The following is a 26,297-nucleotide window of genomic DNA, read 5'->3' on the forward strand; positions in this document are numbered from 1 at the left end:
GAAGCTGCCTGAAAGACGGAATACTCATGATCAGACGCCTGATTGCCGCCGGCGCCCTGCTGTCGCTTATTACCGCCCCCACCATCGCCGCCGCTCAGGACGGCGATGCGCTGGAGGACTCTGCGGCCGCGATGGAAGAAGATGCCACCGCGCAAGCAGCGGCCGCGCCGGTCTACGCGCCGATCAACTACAACATCCAGGAGGACCGGGAGAACATCCTCCTGCTCGATCTCTCGACCGGACAGCGCGTCGCGATCCGTCTGATGCCGAGCTGGGCCCCCAACCATATCGAGCGGGTCAAGACGCTGACCCGGCAGGGCTTCTACGACGGCGTTATCTTCCACCGCGTGATCGACGGCTTCATGGCGCAGACGGGCGATCCGACGGGCACGGGGCAGGGTGGCTCGCAGCTCCCCGACCTGGAGGAAGAGTTCAATCCGATGCCGCACTTGCGCGGCACCGTCGCAATGGCGCGCGCGCAGTCGGAGGACAGCGCCAACAGTCAGTTTTTCATCGTCTTCTATCCGCGCTTCAGCCTCGATAAGCGCTACACCAACTTCGGCCGTGTGATTGTGGGCATGGATGCAGTCGACGCGATCGAACGGGGCGAACCGCCGGCCAATCCGACCACGATCCTCCAGGCCTCGATCGCCGCCGACAACAAGCCGCAGCGCATGCCGCTCCCGGCCGCGCCGCAGGCGCAGGCTCAGGAGATTACCGCCGACATGCTGAACACGCCGACGAGCGAAGCGCCGGCGGGCGTGCCGGTCGAGGAATAGCCGCCGGATATTCCGCGTCCCTCTTCGCGGGGGTGACGAAGCGCGTGCGCCAGTTTAAGCGCGCGCGATGCGTGTCGACCTCTTCGATTTCGAACTTCCCCAGGATCTGATCGCGCTGCGCCCTGCGGTGCCGCGCGATTCCGCGCGCATGCTGGTGGTGCGCAGCGAGGGCGCCTTTGCAGATCACATCGTGCGCGATCTGCCGGACCTGCTCGAGCCGGGCGACGTGCTCGTGTTCAACGACACGCGCGTCATTCCCGCGCAGCTCGAGGGTATCCGAGGTGAGGCGCGGATCGGAGCGACGCTGCACAAGCGGATCGACCTTAGGCGCTGGCAGGCCTTCGTGCGCAACGCCAAGCGCTTGCGCGAGGGCGACCGGGTCGAATTCGGCGCGGGTGTGACAGCCATTGCCGAGGCGCGCCACGACGACGGCAGCTTCACGCTGGCATTCGAGGGTGAGGAGCCGGTCGAAGTGCTGCTCGAACGCGCGGGCCGCATGCCGCTGCCGCCCTATATCGCTCAGCGTCGAGAGACCGACGAGCGCGATCGGGCGGACTACCAGACCATGTTCGCCGCGCGCGACGGCGCCGTGGCAGCGCCCACCGCGGCGCTCCATTTCACACCCGAGCTGCTTGCCCGCCTCGAACAGCGCGGCGTCACCACCGAGACGCTGACGCTGCACGTCGGCGCGGGCACGTTCCTGCCGGTCAAGGCCGCGGACACTGACGAGCACCGAATGCACGCCGAATGGGGACGGATCGACGCGGCGACGGCGGACCGGCTCAACGCCGCGCGGCAAAACCGCCGACGCGTGATTGCGGTGGGCACGACCAGCTTGCGCCTGCTGGAGAGCGCAGCGGGGAAGGACGGCACGATCCACGCCTTCGAAGGCGATACCGCAATCTTCATCACCCCCGGCTACGCCTTCCGCGCCATCGACGGGCTGATGACCAACTTTCACCTGCCGAAATCGACCCTTTTCATGCTGGTCAGCGCGCTGATGGGGCGGGAGCGGATGCAGACGGCATACGCTCACGCGGTCGCGGAAAAGTATCGCTTCTACAGCTATGGGGATTCCTCGCTGCTGCTGCCCGATTAACACTTGGCAAGTGCGGCCGTTGCGGCAATGTTCCGCAGCCCATGGAACCGATTCCCCAACCCATTCTCGACATCCGCGGGCTGACCAAGGTCTATCCCGGCGGCCTCAAGGCGCTCGACAACGTCGATCTGGAGATCCGAAAGGGCGAGATCTTTGCGCTGCTCGGTCCAAACGGGGCAGGCAAGACCACGCTGATCGGCGCGGTCTGCGGCATGGTCCGCATCAGCTCCGGCACGATCAACGCGTTCGGCGAAGACCTTGCACGCCACTGGCGCAGCGCGCGTCAGCGGATCGGGCTGGTTCCCCAGGAGCTCGGCTTCGACATGTTCGATACGGTCGAGCGCCAGGTTGGCTATTCGCGCGGTCTGTTCGGCCGTGCGCCCGACGCGCACCGGATCGAAGAAGTGCTTCGTTCGCTGAGCCTGTGGGACAAGCGGGGCGAGGAAATTCGCAAGCTCTCGGGCGGGATGAAGCGCCGCGTGCTGATCGCCAAGGCGCTCGCGCACGATCCCGAACTGCTGTTTCTCGACGAACCGACCGCCGGCGTCGATGTCGAGCTGCGGCGGGACATGTGGCGCCAGATCGGGGCGCTGCGCGAACAGGGCGTAACCGTCATCCTCACCACCCACTATCTTGAGGAAGCCGAGGAGATGGCTGACCGCGTCGGCGTGATCGACAAAGGCCGCCTGCTGCTGGTGGACGAGAAGGATGCGATGATGCGGCGCCTTGGTCGGACGGAGGCGCACTTCGCGCTCGCGGCGCAACTGGCCGAGATTCCGCTCGCGCTTCGCGACTATCCGGTCACGCTTTCCGAGGACGGCCGCACGTTGTGCTACCGCGGCGGTGACGGGACGGGGAAGGGCAAGGCGGAAGTCGCGGCGGTGGCGACCGCCCTTGTCCAAAGCGGCGTCGTATTCACCGCGCTGGATCAGAAGGAATCGAGCCTGGAAGACATCTTCGTCGATCTGGTCGAGCGGCAGGGGTTGGCAGCATGATCAATTGGCGTTCCACTTTCGCGATCTACCGCAACGAGCTGTCGCGCTTCCGCCGCACGGTGTTCGGTTCGATCGTCTCGCCCGTGCTGACCACGAGCCTCTATTTCATCGTGTTCGGCGCCGCGATCGGCGGGCGGATCAACGAGGTCGACGGTGTAGCTTATGGTGCGTTCATCGTGCCTGGCTTGCTGATGCTGACACTGCTGTCCGAAAGCACCAGCAACGCCAGCTTCGGCATCTACATGCCGAAATTCACCGGCGCGATCTACGAGCTGCTCTCCGCGCCCGTCGGCGTTGCGGAGACGCTGCTCGGCTTCGTGGGGGCGGCGGCGACCAAGAGCCTGATCCTCGCTGCGATCATTCTCACCACCGCGATGCTGTTCGTCGATTACACGATCGCGCATCCGCTGTTCGCGCTGGTTTACATCATGCTCGTGGCGGCGAGCTTCTCGCTGCTCGGCTTTATCCTCGGCGTCTGGGCCGAAGGGTTCGAGAAGCTGCAGATGGTCCCGCTGCTGATCCTGACTCCGCTGACCTTCCTTGGCGGCACGTTCTACTCGATCGACATGCTGCCGAGCCCTTGGGACAAGATCGCGCTGGCGAATCCGATCGTCTATCTCGTCAATGGGTTGCGCTGGACGTTCTACGGCCAGTCCGACGTGTCGATCGGCGTTTCGCTCGGCCTGACACTGGCGTTCCTCGCAATCTGCGTGGCAGTCATCGCAGTGATCTTCCGCACGGGCTGGCGCCTCCGGTCCTGACGCGCTAACCCGACGCCGCGATGTTCCAACGATCTCCTCTATGTGTCGCGGCCGGCGTCGCCGCTGTTGTTCTCGCGTCTTCATCGGCTGCGGCCCAAACCGCGGTGCAGAATGACGGGATAACGCTCGCGCCCGTTGAGTCCGTCCCTCTGCCGGTGGGCGAAATTCAGTCCGTGGTGGAATCTCCGCCCACCGCCGAGGAGGTTTCGAATATCCCCGGCGGCGTGCGCGCGATGATCAACGCCGCGATGAAGACGAACGACAACGGCAAGATTGAAACTGTGCTCGCCCTCGCTCGCCAAGCCGCACCCCAGGGTGAGGGAGAGATGAAGGTAATCGAGAGTGCCTGGCGAGCGGACGTTGCCGAGAAGGCGAGGCTCGCGCGCGAGGCGGAGACGCACAAGATCCGGGAGGCCGGTCTGTTCGAGCTGTGGAGCGGGGAGGGCCAGCTCGGCGGATTCCAAGCCAGCGGCAACAGCAACAATATCGGGCTGTCTGCGGGCCTTAAGCTCAAGCGCCAGGGCCTGGACTGGAGCCACTCGCTGCGCGCAACGGCCGACTATCAGCGCTCCAACGGCGTGACGAGCCGTGAGCAGTTCCTGTTCGCCTACGAACCCCGCTACCAGGTCAAAGACGAGCTGTTCGTCTACGGTCTCGCCCAATACGAGCGTAACAAGCTGCAGGGCTTTACCGGCCGGTACGCGATCTCCGGCGGGATCGGCTATCAGGTCGCGAACAGCGGTGACCTGAAGCTGTCGGTCAAGGCAGGCCCTGCGCTGCGGGTCACGAATTTTACGATCGAGGAGGACGAGACCCGCCTCGCGGCGCTGTTCGGGTTGGACTTCGACTGGAAGATCGCCGAGCGGCTCTCGTTCACCCAGGACGCGAACATGGTCGCCGAAACCGGCGGTCAAGCGACGGTCATCGTCGATTCGTCCCGCACGACGTTCAATCTCGTCAGCGGACTCGACGCCAAGGTCAGCGACCGGCTGCGTTCACGCATCACATATGCCGTCGACTACGACAGCAAGCCGCCGGAAGGCAAAGTCTCGACCGATACGGTCACGCGTCTGACGCTCGTCTACGACTTCTAATGACCGGACCTCGGTTCGATTTTCGCGTCGACGCCGTCGACGGCAAGGCGCGTACCGGCCGTATCGCGATGCGGCGCGGCGAGATCCGCACGCCCGCGTTCATGCCGGTCGGCACCGCGGCGACGGTCAAGGCGATGAAGCCAGAAACGGTGCGCAAAACGGGCGCCGACATCATCCTCGGCAATACCTATCACCTGATGTTGCGCCCGGGTGCGGAGCGGGTCGCGCGGCTCGGCGGTCTGCACGCCTTCATGAACTGGCCGCGGCCGATCCTGACCGACAGCGGCGGTTATCAGGTTATGAGCCTTTCGGATTTGCGCAAGCTGACCGAGCAAGGGGTGGAGTTCCGCAGCCATATCGACGGTTCGAAGCACATGCTCACGCCCGAGCGGTCGATGGAGATCCAGCGTCTCCTGGGTTCCGACATCGTAATGGCATTCGACGAGTGCCCGCGGATCGATCGGCCTTACGACGAGATCGCTGCCTCAATGGAACTGTCGATGCGCTGGGCGAAACGCAGCCGCAATGCCTTCGATGCCAGCGGCGAGCATGCCGCAGGAGCGGCCCTGTTCGGCATTCAGCAGGGCGCGCTCGATGCGGAATTGCGCCGCCGGTCGGCCGATGCGCTGACCGAAATCGGCTTCGATGGCTATGCAGTCGGGGGCCTGGCCGTGGGCGAGGGGCAGGAGGCGATGTTCGCCACGCTCGACTTCGCGCCGGACATGCTGCCCACCGACCGACCGCGTTATTTGATGGGCGTGGGCAAGCCGGACGATCTCGTCGGCGCGGTCGAGCGGGGGATCGACATGTTCGACTGCGTCCTGCCGACCCGTTCCGGCCGCAACGGACAGGCGTTCACCTGGAACGGTCCGCTTAACCTGCGAAACGCACGCCACGCAGAAGACACGGATCCGCTCGATCCGCGTTGCACCTGCTCGGTCTGCGGGACCTACTCGCGCGCCTATCTCCATCACCTGCAGAAGGCAGGCGAGATTCTCGGCGCAATGCTCGTCACCGAGCACAACCTCGCGTTCTACCAGCAATTGATGCAGGCCATGCGCGAGGCAATTGCCGAGTGGCGCTTTGCGGCCTTTGCCGCCGAGTTCCGGCGAGACTATTTCGTCGGGTGATCCGGAGACTCGAGCGCTTCAAGGCTGGTGCCAGGGTAGGCCACGAAGCGGCCGGTCATCTGCTCCAGGAAGCCCGCGCCGATGGAGTTGGCGAAGAGCTGAGCCTGCTTGAGATCGGGGTACCACTTGCCCTTTCGGTGAGGAGTTATGAAACGGTACTTTGTCATAGCTCCAGGGAAATTCGCAAACCGGCGCCAGGTTCCTAAGCTTTTGTAATCTTGCGATGAATAGAAAAAGAGCGGCCCCGCGGGGCCGCCCTTTCTTGTTCCGTAACCGGAAATCGGATCAACGCGAATAGAACTCGACGACCAGGTTCGGTTCCATGGTTACCGGGTAAGGGACCTCGTCCAGCGTGGGAACGCGGGTGTAGGTGATCTTGTCGGTGCCGTCGGGGGCAACGTAGTCTGGGATGTCGCGCTCTGCCAGGCTCTGCGCTTCGATCACCAGCGCCATCTCCTTGGCTTTGTCGCCCAAGCTGATGACGTCGCCAACGTTGATGCGGCGGCTCGCGATGTTGCACTTCACACCGTTCACGCGAATGTGCCCGTGGTTGACGATCTGGCGCGCGGAGAAGATCGTCGGAGCGAACTTCGCGCGATAGACGACCATGTCCAGACGGCGTTCGAGTAGGCCGATCAGATTCTGACTGGTATCGCCCTTCATGCTCGACGCTTCCTGATAGGTGCGCTTGAACTGCTTCTCGGTCACGTCGCCGTAGTAGCCCTTCAGCTTCTGCTTGGCGCGCAGCTGAAGGCCATAATCGCTCACCTTGCCCTTACGGCGCTGGCCGTGCTGGCCGGGACCGTAGGAGCGCCTGTTGATCGGGGAATTCGGACGACCCCAGATGTTCTCGCCCATCCGGCGGTCGAGTTTATGCTTGGCGCTCTTGCGCTTCGACATATGTCGCGTCCTTCGATTTGCTGTCGCCACCCCAGTGGTGGCGCTTCAACCCGGCATCGCCCGCCTGACCCATTCGTCAGGCGCGGCCACCGCTTCACCGGGATGCGGGGCCAAATTCGCGAAGGCGCGCGTCTAGCAGGATTGCGCGAGGCGTCAAGCACGCGATGGGCGCTCGACAAAACCGGTCGCGCGGGGCAGGGCGCGCGCATGACCGACGAACTCAAACTGCCAGACGAATGTACCAGTATGGGCGAGGTGCGGATCGGCGTCGACGCGACCGATCGCGAGTTGATGGCGCTGCTCGACCGGCGTTTCGGCTATATGCGCGCCGCCGCCCGGATTAAGCAGTCGCGTGACACCGTGCGGGACGAAGCGCGCAAAGCCGCGGTCATTGCCGCGGTTGCCGCCGATGCGCAAACGCGAAACCTCCCTAGCGAGAAAATCGCGGAGATCTGGAATCTTCTGGTCGAAACCTCGATTGCGTACGAGCTCGAGGAGTGGGACCGGCTGCGTAGTTAGGCGCCGTCCCGCCGCGGCTTGGCGAGGCTCGACAATACCCCGCGCATGGTCCGTACCTCCAGGTGGTTCCAGCCGGGCTTGGTCAGCATCGTTCGAAGGGTCCGCCGCGTTGCCGCGGCGCGGCTTGGTGGCATGAAGTAGCCACGCGGCTCGAGCATGGCTTCGAGTTGTCCTATCATCCCTTCGAGTTCATCTTGCGGCGCTGGCGGAAGCAGGTCCTCCCCGGTGGGCTGCACGAGCGTGCCGCCCTCCCACTGCGTCTTCGACCATTCGTAAGCGCACAGGATCACCGCTTGCGCCAGGTTGAGCGATCCGAATTCGGGGTTAATGGGCACCGTCACGATCGCGCGGGCGAGCGCGACGTCGTCGGTTTCGAGGCCGGAGCGCTCGGGCCCGAACACGATTGCGGAGCGGCCTTGTGCGTCCGCGATTTCAGCTGCCGCCTCCTCAGGCGTCACCACGGGCTTGGTCACGCCGCGCTTGCGAACGGTGGTGGCGTAGACGTGCGCGCAATCGGCGACGGCGTCGGCCAGCGTGTCGTGCACCGTGGCTTTCTCCAGCACGCCATTCGCCCCGGCCGCTGCGGGTCCGGCGCTGGGGTTGGGCCACCCATCGCGCGGGGCCACCAGCCGCATCTCGGTCAGCCCGAAATTGAGCATGGCCCGCGCGGCCTTGCCGATGTTCTCGCCCAGCTGGGGGCGGACGAGGACGATGACGGGTGCGGTGCTTTCCACTCTTTCAGCGATCTCCATATCCGCTCGCCTCCTGTTTACGCACAGGATGAACGGTAACAGTGCAGAGCGCGCAACCTAATCGCCACCCGCGTCCCGCACAGTGCTGGCGAATTCCTCGAAATCCTTTGCCTCGCTGAAGTCGCGATAGACGCTGGCGAAGCGGATATAGGCGACGCTGTCGATCTGGCGCAGACCGTCCATCACCAGTTCGCCGATCCGAGCGGAGGGGACTTCGCTGTCGCCCGCCGTTTCCACCTGGCGCTGGATGCCGGAGATGAGCTGGTCGATCCGTTCCTGCTCGATCCCGCGCTTGCGGCAGGCGAGGGCGACCGATTGCTCGAGTTTCAAACGATCGAAGGCCTCACGGCGATCTCCGCTCTTGATGATCGTTACCTCGCGCAGTTGCACGCGCTCGAACGTGGTGAAGCGCGCGCCGCAGCTCGTGCACTGGCGGCGGCGACGGATGGCGGTGCCGTCTTCGGTGGGGCGGCTGTCTTTTACCTGGCTGTCGTCATGCGCGCAGAAGGGGCATCGCATCGCGCATCACATTCCCGGATAGACGGGGAAGGCGTCGCACAGCTCGTCGACCTTGCCACGCACCTGCTCCTCGATCTGCGCATCGCCTTCGGGGCCGTTCTTGGCAAGGCCATCGACCACCTCGGCGATCAGCGCGCCGACCTTGCGGAACTCGGCCGGGCCGAAGCCGCGGGTCGTGCCCGCCGGGCTGCCGAGACGCACGCCGCTGGTGACGAAGGGGCTGCGCGTGTCGAACGGGATACCGTTTTTGTTGCAGGTGAGCCAAGCCCGATCGAGGCCCTTTTCGGCCGCCTTGCCGGTCACGTCCTTGGCCGTGAGATCGACCAGCATCAGGTGGTTGTCGGTGCCGCCCGATACGATGCGCAGGCCGTTCTCCTCCAGGCTGGCGGCGAGCGCCTTCGCGTTCTCGACGACGCGCGCGGCGTAGCTCTTGAACTCGGGCCGCAGCGCTTCGCGGAAGGCGACCGCCTTCGCCGCGACGACATGCATCAGCGGACCACCCTGCATGCCGGGGAACACCGCGCTGTTGACCTTCTTGGCGATGGCCTCGTCGTTCGTGAGGATCACGCCCGAGCGGGGCCCCCGCAGGCTTTTGTGGGTGGTGGTGGTCACCACGTGCGCGTGCGGGAAGGGGGAGGGGTGCGCGCCGCCGGCGACGAGGCCGGAGAAGTGGGACATATCGACCATCAGGTACGCGCCGACGGCATCGGCGATCTCGCGGAACTTCGCAAAATCCCATTGCCGCGAATAGGCGGTGCCGCCGGCGATGATGAGCTTCGGCTTGTGCTCGTGCGCGAGTCGTTCGACTTGCTCCATGTCGAGCAGCTCGTCGTTCTGGCGCACGCCGTAGGGCACGACATTGAACCACTTGCCGCTCATGTTGACGGGCGAGCCGTGGGTCAGGTGTCCGCCCGAGTTGAGGTCGAGTCCCATGAAGGTGTCGCCCGGCTGCAGCAGCGCGAGGAACACGGCCTGGTTCATCTGGCTGCCGCTGTTGGGCTGAACGTTCGCGAAGTCGCAACCGAAGAGCTGCTTTGCACGCTCGATCGCGAGCGTTTCGACCACGTCCGCGTAGTCGCAGCCGCCGTAGTAGCGCTTGCCCGGATAACCTTCCGCATACTTGTTGGTGAAGACGCTGCCGGTCGCCTCGAGCACCGCGCGGCTCGCGATATTCTCGCTCGCGATCAGTTCAATCTTGTTGCGCTGGCGCTGGAGCTCGTTCCGGACGGCTTCGGCGATCTCGGGATCGGCCTCGGCGAGGGTGTCCTGCCAGAAACTGTGCATGATGTCGGCGTTGGCGGCTTCCGCAGTGCTCATGAAATTCCTCAGCAGCTTGGGTTCGATAGCTTGTCGACGCGGCGCTGGTGGCGGCCGCCGCCGAATTCCGTTTCGATAAAAGCGGTGACGCAGGCCCGGGCCATCTCGACACCGATCAGCCGCGCACCGATGGCGAGGCAGTTGGCATTGTTGTGTTCGCGCGCGAGGCTGGCGGAGAGCGGCTCGGACACGAGCGCGCAGCGCACGGCCGGATTACGGTTCATTGCGATGGAGATCCCGATCCCCGATCCGCACAGGGCAATCCCGCGTTCCGCCGTGCCCTCGGCAACGACGGCTGCGAGCTTATAGCCGAAATCGGGATAGTCGACGCTGTCGTGACTGTCGGGGCCGAGATCGGCCACTTCATGCCCTTCCTCGATCAGCCACTCGCGCAGGGCGGCTTTCATCTCGATGGCGGCATGGTCGGAGGCGATGGCGATACGCATGGCGTCCCCATAGTGATTCGCGCGCCATGTCGCCACCGCAAACCGGTCTTGTCCCCGGCGGGCCTCGAAAGGCGGCCTGCTCAAGGCGCCGCGGGAGGCTCAAAGCAAAAGCCCCAGCGCCGTTAGGCACCGGGGCTCCTGATAGCTTCTCCTGAGAGAAACTTCATATCCAGTCGATTTTTACATCGTCTGGACTCGAACAACGGCTGATAGCGCGACCGGTTCCCGGATCGAACTTACTGATCCAGGAAGCTCCGCATCTTGCGGCTGCGGCTCGGGTGCTTGAGCTTCCTCAGCGCCTTGGCTTCGATCTGACGGATGCGTTCGCGGGTGACCGAGAACTGCTGGCCGACTTCCTCGAGCGTGTGGTCGGTGTTCATGCCGATGCCGAAACGCATGCGCAGCACGCGTTCCTCGCGCGGGGTGAGGCTGGCTAGCACCCGGGTGACGGTTTCCTTGAGGTTCGCCTGGATCGCGGCATCTACCGGAATGATCGCGTTCTTGTCCTCGATGAAATCGCCGAGGTGCGAATCCTCCTCGTCGCCGATGGGCGTTTCGAGAGAGATCGGCTCCTTGGCGATCTTCATCACCTTGCGCACCTTTTCCAGCGGCATGGAAAGGCGTTCGGCCATTTCCTCGGGCGTGGGCTCGCGGCCTTGCTCGTGGAGGAACTGACGGCTCGTGCGGACCAGCTTGTTGATCGTCTCGATCATGTGGACGGGAATGCGGATCGTGCGCGCCTGGTCGGCGATCGAGCGGGTGATCGCCTGGCGGATCCACCACGTCGCGTAGGTCGAGAACTTGTAACCGCGGCGGTACTCGAATTTGTCGACCGCCTTCATCAGTCCGATGTTCCCTTCCTGGATCAGGTCGAGGAACTGCAGCCCGCGGTTGGTGTACTTCTTGGCGATCGAGATCACGAGGCGCAGGTTCGCCTCGACCATTTCCTTCTTGGCTATGCGCGCCTCGCGCTCGCCCTTCTGGACCATGTTCACGATACGGCGGAACTCTTCCAGGCTCATGCCCGTCTGGCTCGCGATATCGGAAATTTCGGCGCGGATGCGCTCAACCGCGTCGGCTTCCTTCTCAGCGAAGGCGGCCCACTTCTTGTCCTTCTTCGTGCGAGCAGCCAGCCAGCTATCGTCCATCTCGTTGCCGATGTAGGCCTGGAGAAAGTCGGTGCGCTTGATCTTGTGCCGTTCGGCCAGGCGCAGCATCTGCCCGCCGAGCGCAGTCAGCCGGCGATTGAAGGCATAGAGATTGTCGACCAGAAATTCGATCTTGGTTGCGTGGAACTGTACGCTCTCGACTTCGGCAGTGAGCTGTTCGCGTAGATCCTCGTACTTCTTTTCCTTCGCCGCCGGGAACTCGTCGCCGCGACCGAGCACGTCGACGCGCTCGGCCTGGAGCTTCTCGAACTTCTTGAACAGGTCGGTGATGCGAGCGAAGCGTTCGAGCGCGTCGGGCTTGAGGGCCGCTTCCATCTGGGCGAGGGACATGGTGTTGTCTTCCTCGTCGTCCTCTTCGCGCCGGCGCGAGCTGCCGCCTTCCTCGTCGTCGTCCTCGCCGTCTTCCTCGTCCTCGACCTCGTCGTCTTCGCGGATCGAAGGGCCGGCGGTTTCTTCGGAAATCTCGCCGTCGTCGTCCTCTGCGCCTTCCTCCATCTTGTCGGCCGGCGGCTCCTTCGAGAGCATGGCGTCGAGATCGAGAATCTCGCGGAGCTGCATTTCCTCGTTGTTGAGCGCTTCTGACCATTGAATGATGGCGTGGAAGGTGATCGGGCTTTCACACAGCCCGATGATCATCGTGTCGCGGCCGGCCTCGATGCGCTTGGCGATGGCGATCTCGCCCTCGCGGCTAAGCAGTTCGACCGCGCCCATTTCGCGCAGGTACATGCGCACCGGATCGTCGGTACGGTCGGTGGTGGTGGTCTTCTTGGCGGCGGTCGGGGCGGCCTTCTTCGCCGCTTTGGGCTCGTCGCCGTCGTCGTCGTCGCCGCCGATTTCCTCGACTTCGTCGCTCTCGGCGTCTGCCTCGCCGTCGGCTTCCTCGTCGTTCTCGACGATGTTGACGCCCATTTCGGAGATCGCGGACATCACGTCTTCGATCTGGTCCGTATTCATCTGATCTTCGGGCAGCGCCTCGTTGAGCTCGTCTACGGTCACGTAGCCGCGCTTCTTCGCCCTGGCGATGAGCTTCTTGATCGATGCTTCGTTAAGGTCGATCAGCGGTGCGTCGTCCTTGTCGGAATTCTTCGACGTGGTTGCCATGGAGGTGCGTTCAGTCCGTTTCTGCGCCGTTGGCGGGCCCTGTCTCCCGCCGACGCGTTGAATCAGTTTGGGCCGCCGAAGCAGCCCTTCGGCTTGCCATTTGCCCGAGTCGTCGCTCGAATTCCAGCTTTCGTTTGAGCAACCTCTGCTGCTCGGCGAAGGCTCCTTCAGGGTCGGATTCGAACCGCGCGGTGGCTGCGGCTAGCGCAGCCTCCAGCGCAGGCCTTTCGACCAGCAACGCTACGGCTTCGGCCAACTGTTCGCGCGCGTCTTGCGGATCGATGCCTTCACTGAGGAAGGCGAAACGGGTGTTATCCGGCGGCGCGACGGGACCGTCGAACGACGATATGGGGAAAATCTCTCCCGGTTCAAGCATTTCCACCGCTTCGAGTATCGCATCGACCAGCGGGCCCGACTTCGCATCCAGTTGCGCGAAGCGGCCGAGCTGCTCTGCATGGCGCAGCGCTTCCTCCGGGAAGCGCACCAATCCGGCGATCACCGCGGAGACGAGTTGATCGCGTGAGCCCTCTCGTGCGCCGCGCAGCCGCCGGGCGATATCGGGCGAAAGGCGCGGTACCGCCGGCTTGCGCCAGTCGCCACGCGTGCGTTCACGGCGCGGGAAGGCGAAGGCGGAGAAGCGCTCCAGCAGTTCGCGTTTGTAGAGAGCACGGATGTCAGGGTGCTCGATCTTCTCGACGTGATCGACCAGGCGCTGCTTGAGGCCGGCCTTGTCCTCGGGCGTGTTCAGCGGCTGCGCGGCGCGCTCGAACTCCCACAGCGTGTCGAGCAGAGTGGCCGGCTCGGCCAGCAGCTTCTCCATCGCGCCCTTGCCTTTCGCGCGCAGCAGATCGTCGGGATCGAGCCCGGCGGGAAGGCGCACCATAGTGAGCGAATGGGCAGGGCGGAGCAGGGGCAGGGCACGCTCGATCGCACGCATGGCCGCGCGCTGGCCCGCCGCATCGCCGTCGAAGCACAGAATCGGCGTTTCGACCATGCGCCAGAGCAATTCGATCTGCCGCTCGGTCAGCGCGGTGCCGAGCGGCGCCACGGCATCCTCGAACCCGTGTGCGGCGAGCGCGATCACGTCCATATAGCCTTCGACGACGATCATTCGCCTCGTCTGCCGCGAAGCGGGACCAGCGCGGTGCAGATTATAGAGCGTGCGGCCCTTGTCGAACAAAGGCGTGTCGGGCGAATTCAGGTATTTGGGGGCGTTGGTATCGGTCTCCAGGATGCGCCCACCGAACGCGATCACTCGCCCGCGGGCGTCGTGGATCGGCAACATCAGGCGATTGCGGAACCGATCGTAGGGATCGCGCTCCTCAACCGAGATCCTGAGGCCTGCTTCGATCAGCAGCTTCTCTTCGAAGCGCGAGAGCGCCGCCTTGAGCGCCTGCCGCTCGTTCGGCGCAAAGCCGAAACCGAAGCGCTCGATCGTGCGCGCATTGAACCCGCGCGTCTGCAGATATTCCCGCGCTTTGGCGCCGCCGGGTCCTTCGAGGCTGGCGACGAACCAGTCCTGCGCCGCCTGCGTCACGTCGTGCAGGCCTGCGCGTTCCTCCGCCCGCTGCGCCGCACCGGGATCGGGCGCGGGGACTTCCAAGCCTGCCTCGGCAGCGAGTTCCTTTACCGCATCCATGAAGGGAAGGCCGCGCTGGTCGGTCATCCAGCGGATCACGTCGCCATGCGCGCCGCAGCCGAAGCAGTGGTAGAAACCCTTCTCGTCGCTGACGGTGAAGCTCGGCGTCTTCTCGTTATGGAACGGACAGCACGCCTTCCACTCGCGCCCGGCGCGCTGGAGCTTGGTCGTGCGCATGATGACGCTTGAAAGCGTCACCCGCGCACGCAGTTCGTCCAGCCATTGGGGTGAGAGCGCCATACCCGACCATTGCGCGGGTGCGGCAGGGACTTCAAGTTGCGATCGGCGGAGGAGTGCCTCAGCCCAGCGCTTCCTTCACCCAGGCGCTCGCCTTGCTCATGTCTAGCACGGCGCCGTGGCGGGCTTTCAATTCGGCCATGACGCGGCCCATTTCCTTGATCGAGGAGGCGCCGAGGCTGGTCTTGACGTCCTCGATGGCGGCGCGGGCGGCGGCCTCGTCCATCATCTGCGGCAGGAATTCCTCGATCACGGCAAGTTCGTCACGCTCCTGCTGCGCGAGTTCCTCGCGCCCGCCCTCTTCGTACATCTGGATCGATTCGCGGCGCTGCTTCGCCATCTTCTGCAGCACTTCGGTGACGAGATCGTCGTCGTTCACTTCCTTGGCGGAGGTGCGCATTTCGATATCGCGGTCCTTGATCCGGGCGGAGATCAGGCGGAGCGCGGCGGTGCGCGGCTTGTCGCCAGCCTTCATTGCCTGGACCGTGGCCTGCTTGATGTCGTCGCGGATCATGGGTGCTCTTTCTGTGGAAGGGTTTTGCCGGGCAGGGCACTTAACCCGATAAATCGCAATTGGACAGGTTGACGGGCCCGCACACGAGGCTTAGCGGCAACGACTTAGCGACATCGCCGGAAACACCTGACTCGGAGTGCCACCATGGCAAACCCCGCAAACTCTCGCGCGCAACCCAGCGGCGCGACGGGAGTCCTCGTGCTGGCCGACGGAACGGTCATCTGGGGCAAAGGCTTTGGTGCCGCTGGCAATGCCGTGGGCGAGGTATGTTTCAATACCGCGATGACCGGCTACCAGGAAGTGATGACCGACCCGTCCTACGCCGGGCAGATCGTCACCTTCACTTTCCCGCACATCGGCAATGTCGGCGCGAATCCCGAGGACATCGAGTCGAAGGTGGAAGGCGCGGTCGGCTGCGTGGTGCGGGAAGAGATCACGCCGCATTCGAGCTTTCGCGCGCGCGAGCAGTTCGGCGAATGGCTGGCCGCGATGGGCAAGATCGGCCTGTCGGGCGTCGATACCCGAGCGCTCACCCGCCGCATCCGCCTGAACGGCGCGCCCAATGCAGTGATCGCGCATGATTCGAAGGGCACATTCGACATTCCCGCGCTGCTCAAGCGCGCGCAGGAATGGCCGGGGCTGAAAGGCATGGACCTCGCCCAGCGCGTCAGCCGCGAGAAGCAGGAGAGCTGGGAAGGGGGCTACTGGCGCCTCGGCACCGGCTACGGCCTCGCGCCGCGCGATGCGAAGCCCCACGTTGTTGCGATCGACTATGGCAGCAAGGACAACATCTTCCGCAGCCTGGTGAAGGCCGGCGCGCGGGTGACGGTGGTTCCGGCCAAGACCTCGCTGGACGAGGTGCTGGCGCTCCAGCCCGACGGCGTGTTCCTCTCCAACGGTCCCGGCGACCCGGCGGCGACCGGCGAATACGCGGTGCCGGTGATCGAGGGCCTGCTCGAGCGCGACATGCCGATCTTCGGCATCTGCCTCGGCCACCAGATGCTCGGCCTCGCGGCGGGCGCCAAGACCGCCAAGATGCACCAGGGCCATCGCGGCGCGAACCACCCGGTCAAGCGGCTGGAGGACGGCGTGGTGGAGATCACCAGCATGAACCACGGCTTCGCGGTCGATAATTCCTCGCTGCCCGACGGGGTGGAGGAAACCCACGTCTCCCTGTTCGACGGCTCCAACTGCGGCATCGCGATCCGCGGGAAGAAGGCCTTCGGTGTCCAGTACCACCCGGAGGCAAGCCCGGGGCCGCAGGACAGCTTCTACCTTTTTGAAAAATTTGTGGGATCGCTCGGATAAAATGCCCAAACGCACTGACATCTCCTCGATCCTCGTTATCGGCGCCGGGCCGATTGTTATCGGCCAGGCTTGCGAGTTCGATTATTCGGGCACGCAGGCGATCAAGGCGTTGAAGGAGGAGGGCTACCGGGTGGTCCTCGTCAACTCCAATCCCGCGACGATCATGACCGATCCCGAGTTTGCCGACGCGACTTATGTCGAGCCGATCACGCCGGAAATCGTCGAGAAGATCATCGCCAAGGAGCGGCCGGACGCGCTGCTCCCCACGATGGGCGGACAAACCGCGCTCAACTGCGCGCTGGCGCTGTTCAACGACGGCACGCTGGACAAGTACGGCGTTCAGATGATCGGCGCCGATGCCGACGCGATCGACAAGGCGGAGAACCGCCAGCGCTTCCGCGAGGCGATGGACAAGATCGGGCTCGAAAGCGCGCGCAGCGGGGTCGCCAATACGCTCGACGAGGCGTTCGCGGTGCTCGAACGCACCGGGCTGCCGTCGATCATCCGGCCGAGCTTCACGCTCGGCGGCACCGGGGGTGGCATCGCCTACAACAAGGCCGAGTTCGAGCGGATCGTGCGCGAGGGGCTCGATGCGTCGCCAACCACCGAGGTGCTGATCGAGGAATCGCTGCTCGGGTGGAAGGAGTTCGAGATGGAAGTCGTGCGCGACCGCGCCGACAACTGCATCATCATCTGTTCGATCGAGAACGTCGATCCGATGGGCGTTCACACCGGCGATTCGATCACCGTCGCCCCGGCGCTGACGCTGACCGACAAGGAATACCAGATCATGCGCAGCGCCAGCATCGCGGTGCTGCGCGAGATCGGGGTTGAGACGGGCGGGTCCAACGTCCAGTTCGCGGTCAACCCGGAGGACGGGCGGCTGATCGTGATCGAGATGAACCCGCGCGTATCGCGCTCCTCGGCGCTTGCTTCCAAGGCGACCGGCTTCCCGATCGCGCGCGTCGCGGCCAAGCTGGCGGTCGGGTATACGCTGGACGAGATCACCAACGAGATCACCGGCGCCACGCCCGCGAGCTTCGAGCCGACGATCGACTATGTCGTCACCAAGATTCCGCGCTTCGCGTTCGAGAAGTTCAAGGGCGCCAAGACCGAGCTCTCGACCGCGATGAAGTCGGTCGGCGAGGTCATGGCGATCGGCCGAAACTTCCAGGAATCGGTGCAGAAGGCGCTCCGCGGACTGGAGACCGGGCTCGACGGCTTCAACCGCGTGGTCGAGCTGGAAGGGGCGGATCGCGAGGCGATCACCACCGCGCTCAGCCGACGCACCGACGACCGGCTACTCAAGGTCGCGCAGGCGATGCGCGAGGGCTTCACGGTCGAGGATATTAACGGGATCACCGGCTACGACCCGTGGTTCCTGCGCCAGATTGCCGACATAGTCGCCGCCGAGAAGGAAGTGAGCGAGAACGGGCTGCCGAGCGACGCCGCAGGGCTGCGGCGGCTGAAGGCGATGGGCTTTTCCGATCGCCGTCTCGCGACGTTGGCGGTGCGCTCGGTCGGTGTCGCGGGTGGACTCGCCGAGACGCAGGCGCGCCATTCGGGGCTCCTGCACGATGCCCTGCGCGCCATGGCCGGCGCGACGAGCGAGGAAGAGGTGCGCAAGCTGCGCCGTAAACTCGGCGTGCAGCCCGTGTTCAAGCGCATCGATTCCTGCGCCGCCGAGTTCGAGGCAGTCACGCCTTACATGTACTCGACCTACGAGGCGCCGAGCTTCGGCGAGCCCGAAGACGAGGCCATGCCGAGCGATCGGCGCAAGATCGTGATCCTCGGCGGTGGGCCGAACCGGATCGGACAGGGCATCGAGTTCGATTACTGCTGCGTCCACGCCTGCTTCGCGCTCGCCGAAGCCGGGTTCGAGACGATCATGGTCAACTGCAACCCGGAAACGGTCAGCACCGACTACGATACCTCCGACCGGCTCTATTTCGAGCCGCTGACGGCGGAGGACGTGCTGGAAATCCTGCGCGTGGAGCAGCAGGCGGGTGAGCTGGTCGGCGTGATCGTCCAGTTCGGCGGGCAGACCCCGCTCAAGCTGGCGCAGGCACTGGAGGACGAGGGTATCCCGATCCTCGGCACCAGCCCCGACGCGATCGACCTCGCCGAAGATCGCGAGCGCTTCGCCAAGCTGGTCAACCGCCTCAAGCTCAAGCAGCCGATGAACGGCATCGCCAAGAGCCGCGACGAGGCTGCGGCGGTGGCCGCGCGGATCGGCTATCCAGTGCTCCTGCGCCCGAGCTACGTGCTCGGCGGGCGGGCAATGGAGATTGTCGATTCCGAGGCGCAGCTCGACAACTATATCGCCACCGCCGTGCACGTCTCCGGCGACAGTCCCGTGCTCGTCGACCAGTACCTGCGCGATGCGATCGAGTGCGACGTCGACGCACTCTGCGACGGCAAGGAAGTGCGCGTCGCAGGCGTGATGCAGCATATCGAGGAGGCCGGCGTGCACTCCGGTGATAGCGCCAGCACGCTGCCGCCTTATTCGCTGCCTGCCGAGATCGTCGAAGAGATGGAGCGCCAGACCGAGGCGCTGGCCAAGGCGCTGGGAGTACGCGGGCTGATGAATGTGCAGTTCGCGGTCAAGGACGGCGAAATCTATCTGATCGAGGTCAATCCGCGTGCGAGCCGCACGGTGCCTTTCGTCGCGAAGGCGATCGGGCAGCCGGTCGCAAAGATCGCCGCACGGGTGATGGCAGGCGAGCCGCTCTCTGCCTTCCCGCCGTTCCGGCGCGATCTCGACTATATGGCCGTCAAGGAGGCGGTGTTCCCGTTCACCCGTTTCCCCGGCTCGGACCCGGTGCTGACGCCCGAAATGCGCTCGACCGGCGAAGTTATGGGCATCGACCGCGCCTTCCCCGCCGCGTTCTTCAAATCGCAACTCGGAGCCGGAGTGAAGCTGCCCGAAAGCGGTGTGGTGTTCGTCTCCGTGAAGGACAGCGACAAGCCCATCATCCTGCCCGCGGTGCGAACCTTGATCGAGCAGGGATTCGAAGTGATCGCGACCGGTGGGACGCAGACCTACCTCGCCGATCACGGGCTGCCGGTCGCACGGGTGAACAAGGTGGCGCAAGGGCAACCGCATATCGTCGACCGCATGATCGACGGGGAGATCGCGCTGGTGTTCAACACCACCGAGGGGTGGCAGAGCCTCACCGACTCCAAATCGATCCGCGCGACGACGCTGGAAATGAAGATCCCGTACTACACTACAGCGGCGGCCTCGCTCGCGGCGGTTACGGCGATTCGCGCGGTCAAGGCGAGCCAGCTTGAAGTGCGCCCGTTGCAAGCTTATTATAGCTGAAACAACCGCGGTTCCCACTTCCGTACAATTCACCATTCAGTTTGCCGCTCCCGTTGGAGGGGCACAGCGTGAATTGCGATTGCAGGGCCGCCTGGAGGAAAGACGCGATGGCTACGATGGAAAAGGTTCCGATGCTGGCGGAGGGTTATGAGCGGCTGACGGCCGACCTCAAGACGCTGCGCGCGGAACGTCCGAAGATCGTTGACGCGATCGAGGAAGCGCGCGCGCACGGCGACCTCTCGGAAAATGCCGAATATCACGCCGCCAAGGAGCGGCAGGGTCAGGTCGAGGCGCAGATCGCGGATATCGAGGACCGCGTCAGCCGCGCGCAGATCATCGATCCCTCGACACTGTCGGGCGACAAGATCGTGTTCGGCGCCACCGTCACCTTGATCGACGATAATGACAAGCCTGTGAAATACCAGATCGTGGGCCAGACAGAGGCTGACGCGAACAAGGGGCGGATCTCCTACAACTCGCCGCTCGGCCGTGCGCTGATCGGCAAGAGCGTGGGCGACGAGATCGAAGTCACCGTTCCCTCGGGCGACAAGTTCTACCTCGTCGAGAAGATCGAATTCATCTAAATGCAGAGCTGAGCCCCGCGGAAGCGGGAGCTCAGCCCTCACACCTCCGGCGTCAGCAACCGGTGCAGGTGGACGATGACATATTTCATTTCCGCGTCGTCGACCGTGCGCTGCGCGTTCGAGCGCCAGGCTTCGACGGCGTCGTCGTAGTCGCTGAACACACCCACCACGTGAATGCTTTCCGGGTCCTGGAACTCCAGGCTCCGCGGATCCTTGACGCGGCCGCCCATCACGAGATGCAGCCGCTGCTTGGCTTCAGTTTCTTCCATGTCTTTTCTCTGGGGTCGGGGGGAGGACGGCGCGGCCATTAAAGCAAACGGCGCGGCAGGCAAGCCCACCGCGCCGCGTGCGTTGCCCGAAGGACCGGATCAGTGCGCCATCCGCGCCCGCAGATCGCGAACCTTGCGCCCGGTTTTCTTGCCCACCTCGCGCGTCAGACGGCGCGCGCCTTCGCTGGCGGCGCCGCCCTGCAAGCTTGCCTGCCTGCGCAGATCATGCGCGCTGTCGCCGATCGCATCGCCCAAATCCTCGAGGCGGTCGCCGCTTGCGCGTGCAGCAGTGCCCAGGCTGTCGATGAGGCTGGCGCCGTAAGCGAGGCCGATCTCGGCCGCCATGGCCGCCAGCGCGGAGCCGCGCCGGGTCGCCTGCTTGCGCATCCGTCGGCCCGGTCCAGGGATCATGCTGGCGACGATCACACCGATCGCGAGGCCGCCCACGACCGTCGCCACTGGATGATCCTTGACGAATGCGGTGGCCGTATCGCGCGCCTCGCGAGCGTAATCGCCCACCGTGCGGTCGGCGTGACGCTGCTCACCTGCCTCGATCCGGTTTTTCAGTTCTTCGCGTTTTTGGTTGTCGGCCATCGGCTCGTCTCCGCTGGAATGGGTTGTCGTGGATCGAACGGGCTCAATCGCGCTCGGGTTCCTCGGTTTCTTCGTCCTCATCGTCATCGTCGCCGAACAATGCGAGGAGCGGGTTGCGCGTCAGCCAAAGCACAACTGCTGCGAGCAGCGTGAACAGCACGCCGCGATTATTTTCAGCCACTTCCGCAGCTTCGTCGAGCACGTCGCTCGCCCCTTCGGCCACCCGATCGAGGAAGCGCGCGCCAATGCCCTTGGTGGTAAGATCGACGCGGAGGTGGGCGATGTCGGCCTTGACCAGCGCCAGCGCCGCATCGCGCAACGCGCGGTCTTCGATCATCTTGTGCTCGGGATCGCTCATGGCCCATCACCCGTGAAGCTGCTGCCCACGTCCCTGAAGTGCGCCAGCGCCTTGCGTGCGATGACGACCCCGGCAATCAGCAGTACGCCTGCGACGAGCGCCGTGGCGCCCCAGATGGTCAGGATAGGCGCTAGCGCAATCACCGCGCCCACGACCAACCCGATCAGTGCCGTGTGGATGAGCGCGAAGGCGATCAGTCCATGGATGATGCCGCTCTTGCTCTCGTGCGCGGCATAGATCGCGCGGCTCTTCTGATAGGCCTTCTCGGCCTCGAGATAGGTCTTCCCGTCGTCCAGCAGCGCCACAAGGTCGTCGGTCAACGAGGAGCCGGAGCGAGGGGATTCCCCAACCGGCTCCCCATCGCCGTCCTGCGCGTGCGGCAGGGGCTCGTCTTGCATGGATGCCACCGCGGTGCGGGAGATCAGTCGCGGCTGCCGCGGAACATCCGCGCCAGCATGAAACCCGCCACCGCGGCGAGGCCGACGGCAAGCCCGGGGCTCTTGCGGACCACCTCGCGCGCATCCTCGCTCAGGTCGTCGACGCTCTTGCTGTCGAGTTTGACCGAGGCTTCCTGCAGGCTACGGGATGCCCTGCGGGCATAGTCGCCGTACTGGGCGCCGAATTTCTCGTCGATCGCAGCGGCGTTTTCGGAGACCATCCTGCTGAGCGAGGACAAGGCCTCGCTAGCCTTTGTCTTTCCTTCGGTCGCGAGTTCCTTGCTCTTGCCCTTGGCCTCTCTGCCGTAGGTTTTCGCTTCTTCGACCCAGTCCTCGGAACGGCCCTTGGCCTGATCGCGATAGGCGACGGCACGGTCGGCCGCCTCGGCCTTGAGGGCCGCTGCGCCAGCCTTGGCTTCCTCGAGCGCGGAATTGAAGCGCGACTTCGCCTCCGTGCGATGGTCGGTCGTCGTTCCGGCGACGGCCGGTGCCGCCTTCGCCGCGGCGGCCGGCTTCGGAGCCGTCTTCCGCGCGGTCTTCTTCTTGCCCGTGCTGGGGGTCATCGCATCAGCCATATCTCGTTCCTTAGCCCTCATTGGTTCGTTGTCCACCGTCACCCGACGACGGTTTCGCGGTTCTGTATCGCAACGTAACTTGCGTGGCATTGTTCCGGCGCATAGAGGGCGCCTAGCTCCCGATATGGGAGTGTCCTAGTCCTTTACAACACCTCGACTTCGGAGCGCAGCATGACCGCCATCATCGATCTTCACGGCCGCGAAATTCTCGACAGCCGCGGCAATCCGACGGTCGAGGTGGACGTGCTCCTCGAAGACGGCAGCTTCGGCCGTGCGGCGGTGCCCTCGGGCGCCTCGACCGGCGCGCACGAGGCCGTCGAACTGCGCGACGGGGACAAGACGCGCTATCTCGGCAAGGGAGTGACCAAGGCGGTCGACGCGGTCGACGGCGAGATTTCGGACGCGCTGCTCGGCCTCGACGCCGAGGATCAGCGTGACATCGACCTCGCTATGATCGCGCTCGACGGCAGCGCGAACAAGGCCCGCCTAGGGGCCAACGCGATCCTTGGCGTCAGTCTGGCAGTGGCGAAGGCGGCCGCGAACGCACGAGGATTGCCACTCTATAGCTACATTGGCGGCGTCTCAGCGCATGTCCTGCCGGTGCCGATGATGAACATCATCAACGGCGGCGAACACGCGGACAATCCGATCGACGTCCAGGAATTCATGATCGTGCCCGTGGGTGCGGAAACGCTGGCCGATGGCGTTCGCTGGGGCGCGGAGGTGTTCCACACGCTCAAGAAGGGTCTGGCGGAGAAAGGCCTCTCGACCGCCGTGGGCGACGAGGGCGGCTTCGCGCCGGATCTCGCGAGCACGCGCGCCGCGCTCGACTTCATCATGCAATCGATCGAGCGGGCCGGCTTCAAGCCCGGCTCCGATATCGCGCTCGCGCTCGACTGCGCCTCGACCGAGTTCTTCGCCAGCGGCCGTTACGATCTGGCGGGCGAGGAGCTTTCCCTCACGCCCGACGAGATGGCCGAATACCTGGCGAAGCTCTGCGCCGATTACCCGATCCGCTCGATCGAGGACGGCATGAGCGAGGACGACTTCGAAGGCTGGAAGGCACTGACCGACATGATCGGCAACAAGGTCCAGCTCGTCGGCGACGACCTGTTCGTGACCAATCCGGAGCGCCTGCGCATGGGCATCGGCAAGGGCCTCGCCAACTCGCTGCTGGTCAAGGTCAACCAGATCGGCACGCTGACCGAGACGCTGGAGGCGGTCGATATCGCGAACCGCGCCGGCTACACGGCGGTGATGAGCCACCGTTCGGGCGAGACCGAGGACACGACCATCGCCGACCTCGCCGTCGCCACGAACTGCGGGCAGATCAAGACCGGATCGCTCTCCCGCTCGGACCGGCTCGCGAAATACAACCAGCTTATCCGCATCGAGGAAGAACTGGGCGACAGCGCGCTCTACGCGGGCGAGGGCTGCTTCGGGAAGCTCGCGGCGGGCTGACGCGGGGGAGGGGGGCTCAGCCGATTTCGGCTTCGGCCTCCCGCTCGGCCTCCTCTTCGAGCTCCTCCAGCTTCTCGATCTTCTTCCGGTTCTTGGGGCTGAGAAGGTACTGCCACACGCCCCAGACGTTGATCAGCAGCAGGATCGCGTTCATCGCCGCGATCGGCTGCGCATCGCTGGTGAGGCCGGAAACGATCCAGATCACGGCGACAGCGCAGAACAACACGAAGCCCCAGCCGGTGGCCTTGCGCCCGAGATCGGCTGCGATCAAACCGGCGGCGATCATTGTGCCGACCGCGGCGATCCATTCCAGCGAACCGTTCATCCCTGCCCGAGCGCTCGGCACGGGAGAAGGTTCCTGAACTTAGCTGGGCAGGGACTTCGTCAGCCGCGCGATCTGATCCTCGCTTAACTCCACCCGGGTGAACTCGAGCAGATCGTGCAACTGTTCGACCGTGCGTGCGCTTGCAATCGGCGCGGGAATGCCGGTCTGCCGGATCAACCAGGCGAGTGCGATCGCGGGCAGGCTTGCGCCGGTCTCCGCAGAGATCTCGTCCATGGCGCCGAGCACGGGCTGCCCCTTCTCGGCATAGCCTCTCACGCTGCCCGACCGCGCACCGCGCTCGAAATCCTCTGCGGTGCGGTACTTGCCGCTCAAATAACCTGCGGCGAGGCCGTAGAACGGCAGCATGGCAATCCCCCGCGCGGTGCACAGCGCCTGGAGATCTTCGGCATACTTGTCGCGGGAGACGAGGTTGTATTCGTTCTGAAGCACGGTGAACGGCGTGCGGCCGGCCGCCTCGGCAGCATCGAACGCGGTCGACAGGCGCTCCGAATTGAAATTGGAGGCGCCGAGTTCGCGCACCTTGCCGCTAGCCACCGCGCCGCCGAAGGCCTCGACGATCTCCTCGATCGGCAGTTCGGGATAGTCCTTGTGGGCGTAGTAGAGATCGAGATAGTCGGTCCGCAGTCGCTCGAGCGATGCATCGAGCGAGCGCAGCACGCGCACGGGTTCGTAAAGCTCCTTCCCGCCCATCATGCCGGTCTTGGTGTGGATCAGCATCTCGCTGCGCACGCCCCGAGATTCGAGCCATTCGCCGATTACCCGCTCGGATTCGCCGCCCTGGTGACCTTCGACCCAGGCAGAGTAGACGTCAGCGGTGTCGATCATCCGCCCGCCGGCTTCATGAAAAGCGTCGAGCACCGCAAAACTCTCGTCGCGTGCGGCAGTCCAACCGAAGACGTTCCCGCCCAGCACTAGCGGAATGCCGCCGATGGCAGGATGCACGCTCACGCGAACTTCTCCTGCAGCGCGAGCAGCGCCAGCGCCGCCTTGGCCGCTTCGCCGCCCTTGTCCTTCTGCGTTTTGTCCGCGCGGACGAGCGCTTGCTGCTCATTCTCGACCGTCAGGATGCCGTTGCCGATAGCGATTCCATCCATCGTCAGCGCCATGATTCCGCGCGCGCTCTCGCCGGCGACGATCTCGAAGTGATAGGTTTCGCCGCGAATGACCACGCCGATCCCGACGAAGCCGTCGTAGCGGCCGCTTTCCGCGGCGAGGGCGATCGCACCGGGAATTTCGAGCGCACCCGGGACGGTCAGCACCTCCACCTCGTGCCCCGCCGCCTCGATCGCGCTGCGCGCACCGTCGACCAGCATGTCGTTGAGATGGTCGTAGAACCGGGCTTCGACGATCAGGAAGCGCGCCATGTCTTTCTCCGCGGGCAATGAACCAACGCGGCGTAGCCACGGGATCGCTGCAGGGGAAGGGGGACGCAAAAGAAAGCCCCACCCGAAGGCGGGGCTTGGAGGCGAGAGCCCGTGCGAACACGGGCCCCTCGGGTCGCGCTCCGCTTCTGCCGGATTGCGGATGCCGGACCTAGCCGAAGAAATGTTGGGGTACCGGCGTGCTAACCTGCCGCGGAAGGCTGAAACATGATGACTGCCATGCCTGCGAGCGCGACCAGCACGCCCGCGATGTCCCAAGCGGTCGGACGGACTCCGTCGACCACCCAGAGCCAAACGATCGCGGCGCCGATGTAGACCCCGCCATAGGCCGCATAGACGCGCCCCGCCGCGGTATCGTGCATCGTCAGCAGCCAGGCGAACAGCGCAAGTGCGATGGCCGCCGGCACGAGCAGCCAGATGGACTTGTCCTCGCGCAGCCAGAGATAGGCCATGTAGCAGCCGACGATCTCGGCCAGCGCCGTTGCGGCATACAGCAGGAAGGTCTTCACGGCAGGCCCCTTTCGGGCCGGGGCCGTACAAGTTCCGGGGTGCGACCGAAAGCAGATGATGAAGGAGGTGGTGGACGCACTAGGGCTCGAACCTAGGACCCGCTGATTAAGAGTCAGCTGCTCTACCAACTGAGCTATGCGTCCACATCCCGGCGGATTGTCGGAGAAGCCACGAGGG

The 26,297-nt window shown here is 64.8% G+C and carries 29 protein-coding genes and 1 tRNA gene; 11 read left to right on the forward strand and 19 right to left on the reverse strand.

All coding sequences use genetic code 11. The features are described from left to right. Nucleotides 1-26 precede the first annotated feature (26 nt). The 6 genes from AC3A5N_RS06940 (at nt 27) to tgt (ending at nt 5,858) form a co-directional block, all read left to right on the forward strand. Nucleotides 27-779 (forward strand): peptidylprolyl isomerase, encoded by a 753-nt coding sequence (locus AC3A5N_RS06940; RefSeq protein ID WP_487736574.1) that lies wholly within the window; start codon nt 27-29, stop codon nt 777-779. Nucleotides 780-846: 67 nt separating this feature from the next. Further along, nucleotides 847-1,878, forward strand: a complete 1,032-nt coding sequence (gene queA / locus AC3A5N_RS06945) for a tRNA preQ1(34) S-adenosylmethionine ribosyltransferase-isomerase QueA (RefSeq protein WP_487736575.1) — start codon at nt 847-849, stop codon at nt 1,876-1,878. A gap of 41 nt (nt 1,879-1,919) precedes the next feature. After that, nucleotides 1,920-2,873, forward strand: a complete 954-nt coding sequence (locus AC3A5N_RS06950) for an ABC transporter ATP-binding protein (protein WP_487736576.1) — start codon at nt 1,920-1,922, stop codon at nt 2,871-2,873. Beyond that, nucleotides 2,870-3,634 carry an ABC transporter permease gene (locus tag AC3A5N_RS06955; protein WP_487736577.1) on the forward strand — a complete coding sequence of 255 codons (765 nt, stop codon included), beginning with the start codon at nt 2,870-2,872 and terminating at the stop codon, nt 3,632-3,634. Before AC3A5N_RS06950 ends, AC3A5N_RS06955 begins: the two co-directional genes overlap by 4 nt. Before the next feature lie 173 nt (nt 3,635-3,807). After that, on the forward strand, nt 3,808-4,728 hold the full coding sequence (locus AC3A5N_RS06960; protein WP_487736578.1) for a DUF481 domain-containing protein: 921 nt from the start codon (nt 3,808-3,810) through the stop codon (nt 4,726-4,728). Next, entirely contained in the window at nt 4,728-5,858 is a 1,131-nt protein-coding gene (gene tgt / locus AC3A5N_RS06965) for a tRNA guanosine(34) transglycosylase Tgt (RefSeq protein ID WP_487736579.1), read from the forward strand. Before AC3A5N_RS06960 ends, tgt begins: the two co-directional genes overlap by 1 nt. Here tgt and AC3A5N_RS06970 read toward each other — a convergent pair. Both AC3A5N_RS06970 and rpsD read right to left on the reverse strand, forming a co-directional pair. Next, nucleotides 5,843-6,025 carry a hypothetical protein gene (locus AC3A5N_RS06970; RefSeq protein ID WP_487736580.1) on the reverse strand — a complete coding sequence of 61 codons (183 nt, stop codon included), beginning with the start codon at nt 6,023-6,025 and terminating at the stop codon, nt 5,843-5,845. The genes tgt and AC3A5N_RS06970 overlap by 16 nt on opposite strands. A 118-nt stretch (nt 6,026-6,143) precedes the next feature. Then, complete coding sequence (gene rpsD / locus AC3A5N_RS06975; protein ID WP_487736581.1) at nt 6,144-6,758, reverse strand: 30S ribosomal protein S4; 615 nt, start codon at nt 6,756-6,758, stop codon at nt 6,144-6,146. A 207-nt stretch (nt 6,759-6,965) separates the two neighbouring features. Between rpsD and AC3A5N_RS06980 the strand changes: the two genes are divergently transcribed. Next, the gene (locus AC3A5N_RS06980; protein WP_487736582.1) at nt 6,966-7,277 is read left to right on the forward strand and encodes a chorismate mutase; all 312 of its coding nucleotides are present in this window, start codon (nt 6,966-6,968) and stop codon (nt 7,275-7,277) included. On the opposite strand, the gene AC3A5N_RS06985 is transcribed toward AC3A5N_RS06980, so the two are convergent. From AC3A5N_RS06985 to AC3A5N_RS07015, 7 genes are all read right to left on the reverse strand, one after another. After that, a complete protein-coding gene (locus AC3A5N_RS06985; protein ID WP_487736583.1) occupies nt 7,274-8,029 on the reverse strand; it encodes an RNA methyltransferase in 756 nt (251 codons plus the stop codon). The two genes, AC3A5N_RS06980 and AC3A5N_RS06985, sit on opposite strands and share 4 nt — an antisense overlap. Before the next feature lie 57 nt (nt 8,030-8,086). Next, nucleotides 8,087-8,548 carry a transcriptional regulator NrdR gene (gene nrdR / locus AC3A5N_RS06990; RefSeq protein WP_487736584.1) on the reverse strand — a complete coding sequence of 154 codons (462 nt, stop codon included), beginning with the start codon at nt 8,546-8,548 and terminating at the stop codon, nt 8,087-8,089. A gap of 6 nt (nt 8,549-8,554) precedes the next feature. Further along, on the reverse strand, nt 8,555-9,865 hold the full coding sequence (gene glyA / locus AC3A5N_RS06995; RefSeq protein ID WP_487736585.1) for a serine hydroxymethyltransferase: 1,311 nt from the start codon (nt 9,863-9,865) through the stop codon (nt 8,555-8,557). 8 nt (nt 9,866-9,873) lie between these two features. Continuing rightward, the gene (rpiB, locus tag AC3A5N_RS07000) at nt 9,874-10,311 is read right to left on the reverse strand and encodes a ribose 5-phosphate isomerase B (protein ID WP_487736586.1); all 438 of its coding nucleotides are present in this window, start codon (nt 10,309-10,311) and stop codon (nt 9,874-9,876) included. 236 nt (nt 10,312-10,547) lie between these two features. Beyond that, nucleotides 10,548-12,581, reverse strand: coding sequence for an RNA polymerase sigma factor RpoD (gene rpoD, locus AC3A5N_RS07005; RefSeq protein WP_487736587.1), 2,034 nt, complete (start codon nt 12,579-12,581; stop codon nt 10,548-10,550). A 10-nt stretch (nt 12,582-12,591) separates the two neighbouring features. Beyond that, a complete protein-coding gene (dnaG, locus tag AC3A5N_RS07010) occupies nt 12,592-14,460 on the reverse strand; it encodes a DNA primase (protein WP_487736588.1) in 1,869 nt (622 codons plus the stop codon). 58 nt (nt 14,461-14,518) lie between these two features. Next, nucleotides 14,519-14,971 carry a GatB/YqeY domain-containing protein gene (locus AC3A5N_RS07015; protein ID WP_487736589.1) on the reverse strand — a complete coding sequence of 151 codons (453 nt, stop codon included), beginning with the start codon at nt 14,969-14,971 and terminating at the stop codon, nt 14,519-14,521. A 144-nt stretch (nt 14,972-15,115) separates the two neighbouring features. Here AC3A5N_RS07015 and carA point away from each other — a divergent pair, with 144 nt between their 5' ends. The 3 genes from carA to greA all read left to right on the forward strand — a co-directional run bounded on the left by carA (nt 15,116) and on the right by greA (nt 20,188). Beyond that, the gene (gene carA, locus AC3A5N_RS07020; RefSeq protein WP_487736590.1) at nt 15,116-16,279 is read left to right on the forward strand and encodes a glutamine-hydrolyzing carbamoyl-phosphate synthase small subunit; all 1,164 of its coding nucleotides are present in this window, start codon (nt 15,116-15,118) and stop codon (nt 16,277-16,279) included. Nucleotide 16,280: 1 nt separating this feature from the next. Further along, entirely contained in the window at nt 16,281-19,604 is a 3,324-nt protein-coding gene (gene carB, locus AC3A5N_RS07025) for a carbamoyl-phosphate synthase large subunit (protein WP_487736591.1), read from the forward strand. Between the two features lie 107 nt (nt 19,605-19,711). Further along, nucleotides 19,712-20,188 (forward strand): transcription elongation factor GreA, encoded by a 477-nt coding sequence (greA, locus tag AC3A5N_RS07030; protein WP_487736592.1) that lies wholly within the window; start codon nt 19,712-19,714, stop codon nt 20,186-20,188. Nucleotides 20,189-20,226: 38 nt separating this feature from the next. Here the strand turns inward: greA and AC3A5N_RS07035 are convergent, their stop codons facing one another. The 5 genes from AC3A5N_RS07035 to AC3A5N_RS07055 form a co-directional block, all read right to left on the reverse strand. Beyond that, the gene (locus AC3A5N_RS07035; RefSeq protein WP_487736593.1) at nt 20,227-20,457 is read right to left on the reverse strand and encodes a DUF4170 domain-containing protein; all 231 of its coding nucleotides are present in this window, start codon (nt 20,455-20,457) and stop codon (nt 20,227-20,229) included. Nucleotides 20,458-20,556: 99 nt separating this feature from the next. Then, entirely contained in the window at nt 20,557-21,051 is a 495-nt protein-coding gene (locus AC3A5N_RS07040; protein WP_487736594.1) for a hypothetical protein, read from the reverse strand. Between the two features lie 43 nt (nt 21,052-21,094). After that, entirely contained in the window at nt 21,095-21,409 is a 315-nt protein-coding gene (locus AC3A5N_RS07045; RefSeq protein ID WP_487736595.1) for a hypothetical protein, read from the reverse strand. Continuing rightward, entirely contained in the window at nt 21,406-21,807 is a 402-nt protein-coding gene (locus AC3A5N_RS07050; RefSeq protein ID WP_487736596.1) for a phage holin family protein, read from the reverse strand. The genes AC3A5N_RS07045 and AC3A5N_RS07050 overlap by 4 nt, the downstream gene beginning before the upstream one ends. Before the next feature lie 23 nt (nt 21,808-21,830). Continuing rightward, nucleotides 21,831-22,421 (reverse strand): hypothetical protein, encoded by a 591-nt coding sequence (locus AC3A5N_RS07055; RefSeq protein ID WP_487736597.1) that lies wholly within the window; start codon nt 22,419-22,421, stop codon nt 21,831-21,833. Nucleotides 22,422-22,592: 171 nt separating this feature from the next. Here AC3A5N_RS07055 and eno point away from each other — a divergent pair, with 171 nt between their 5' ends. After that, entirely contained in the window at nt 22,593-23,882 is a 1,290-nt protein-coding gene (gene eno, locus AC3A5N_RS07060) for a phosphopyruvate hydratase (protein ID WP_487736598.1), read from the forward strand. Between the two features lie 16 nt (nt 23,883-23,898). On the opposite strand, the gene AC3A5N_RS07065 is transcribed toward eno, so the two are convergent. From AC3A5N_RS07065 to AC3A5N_RS07085, 5 genes are all read right to left on the reverse strand, one after another. Then, nucleotides 23,899-24,207, reverse strand: a complete 309-nt coding sequence (locus AC3A5N_RS07065) for a hypothetical protein (protein WP_487736599.1) — start codon at nt 24,205-24,207, stop codon at nt 23,899-23,901. Nucleotides 24,208-24,246: 39 nt separating this feature from the next. After that, on the reverse strand, nt 24,247-25,176 hold the full coding sequence (locus AC3A5N_RS07070; protein ID WP_487736600.1) for an aldo/keto reductase: 930 nt from the start codon (nt 25,174-25,176) through the stop codon (nt 24,247-24,249). After that, nucleotides 25,173-25,592, reverse strand: coding sequence for a 6,7-dimethyl-8-ribityllumazine synthase (ribH, locus tag AC3A5N_RS07075; RefSeq protein ID WP_487736601.1), 420 nt, complete (start codon nt 25,590-25,592; stop codon nt 25,173-25,175). Before ribH ends, AC3A5N_RS07070 begins: the two co-directional genes overlap by 4 nt. A gap of 200 nt (nt 25,593-25,792) precedes the next feature. Then, nucleotides 25,793-26,119 carry a YnfA family protein gene (locus AC3A5N_RS07080; protein WP_487736602.1) on the reverse strand — a complete coding sequence of 109 codons (327 nt, stop codon included), beginning with the start codon at nt 26,117-26,119 and terminating at the stop codon, nt 25,793-25,795. Between the two features lie 68 nt (nt 26,120-26,187). Then, nucleotides 26,188-26,263 (reverse strand) — tRNA-Lys (locus AC3A5N_RS07085). Nucleotides 26,264-26,297: the final 34 nt, after the last annotated feature.

The sequence above is a fragment of the Pelagerythrobacter sp. Soil_C_18 genome (assembly GCF_057657235.1).

Coding starts and splice junctions, on each gene's coding strand:
- AC3A5N_RS06940 (WP_487736574.1), top strand. CDS start 27: ATGATCAGACGCCTGATTGCCGCCGGCGCCCTGCTGTCGCTTATTACC.
- queA (WP_487736575.1), top strand. CDS start 847: ATGCGTGTCGACCTCTTCGATTTCGAACTTCCCCAGGATCTGATCGCG.
- AC3A5N_RS06950 (WP_487736576.1), top strand. CDS start 1,920: ATGGAACCGATTCCCCAACCCATTCTCGACATCCGCGGGCTGACCAAG.
- AC3A5N_RS06955 (WP_487736577.1), top strand. CDS start 2,870: ATGATCAATTGGCGTTCCACTTTCGCGATCTACCGCAACGAGCTGTCG.
- tgt (WP_487736579.1), top strand. CDS start 4,728: ATGACCGGACCTCGGTTCGATTTTCGCGTCGACGCCGTCGACGGCAAG.
- AC3A5N_RS06970 (WP_487736580.1), bottom strand. CDS start 6,025: ATGACAAAGTACCGTTTCATAACTCCTCACCGAAAGGGCAAGTGGTAC.
- rpsD (WP_487736581.1), bottom strand. CDS start 6,758: ATGTCGAAGCGCAAGAGCGCCAAGCATAAACTCGACCGCCGGATGGGC.
- AC3A5N_RS06980 (WP_487736582.1), top strand. CDS start 6,966: ATGACCGACGAACTCAAACTGCCAGACGAATGTACCAGTATGGGCGAG.
- AC3A5N_RS06985 (WP_487736583.1), bottom strand. CDS start 8,029: ATGGAGATCGCTGAAAGAGTGGAAAGCACCGCACCCGTCATCGTCCTC.
- nrdR (WP_487736584.1), bottom strand. CDS start 8,548: ATGCGATGCCCCTTCTGCGCGCATGACGACAGCCAGGTAAAAGACAGC.
- glyA (WP_487736585.1), bottom strand. CDS start 9,865: ATGAGCACTGCGGAAGCCGCCAACGCCGACATCATGCACAGTTTCTGG.
- rpiB (WP_487736586.1), bottom strand. CDS start 10,311: ATGCGTATCGCCATCGCCTCCGACCATGCCGCCATCGAGATGAAAGCC.
- rpoD (WP_487736587.1), bottom strand. CDS start 12,581: ATGGCAACCACGTCGAAGAATTCCGACAAGGACGACGCACCGCTGATC.
- dnaG (WP_487736588.1), bottom strand. CDS start 14,460: ATGGCGCTCTCACCCCAATGGCTGGACGAACTGCGTGCGCGGGTGACG.
- AC3A5N_RS07015 (WP_487736589.1), bottom strand. CDS start 14,971: ATGATCCGCGACGACATCAAGCAGGCCACGGTCCAGGCAATGAAGGCT.
- carA (WP_487736590.1), top strand. CDS start 15,116: ATGGCAAACCCCGCAAACTCTCGCGCGCAACCCAGCGGCGCGACGGGA.
- carB (WP_487736591.1), top strand. CDS start 16,281: ATGCCCAAACGCACTGACATCTCCTCGATCCTCGTTATCGGCGCCGGG.
- greA (WP_487736592.1), top strand. CDS start 19,712: ATGGCTACGATGGAAAAGGTTCCGATGCTGGCGGAGGGTTATGAGCGG.
- AC3A5N_RS07035 (WP_487736593.1), bottom strand. CDS start 20,457: ATGGAAGAAACTGAAGCCAAGCAGCGGCTGCATCTCGTGATGGGCGGC.
- AC3A5N_RS07040 (WP_487736594.1), bottom strand. CDS start 21,051: ATGGCCGACAACCAAAAACGCGAAGAACTGAAAAACCGGATCGAGGCA.
- AC3A5N_RS07045 (WP_487736595.1), bottom strand. CDS start 21,409: ATGAGCGATCCCGAGCACAAGATGATCGAAGACCGCGCGTTGCGCGAT.
- AC3A5N_RS07050 (WP_487736596.1), bottom strand. CDS start 21,807: ATGCAAGACGAGCCCCTGCCGCACGCGCAGGACGGCGATGGGGAGCCG.
- AC3A5N_RS07055 (WP_487736597.1), bottom strand. CDS start 22,421: ATGGCTGATGCGATGACCCCCAGCACGGGCAAGAAGAAGACCGCGCGG.
- eno (WP_487736598.1), top strand. CDS start 22,593: ATGACCGCCATCATCGATCTTCACGGCCGCGAAATTCTCGACAGCCGC.
- AC3A5N_RS07065 (WP_487736599.1), bottom strand. CDS start 24,207: ATGAACGGTTCGCTGGAATGGATCGCCGCGGTCGGCACAATGATCGCC.
- ribH (WP_487736601.1), bottom strand. CDS start 25,592: ATGGCGCGCTTCCTGATCGTCGAAGCCCGGTTCTACGACCATCTCAAC.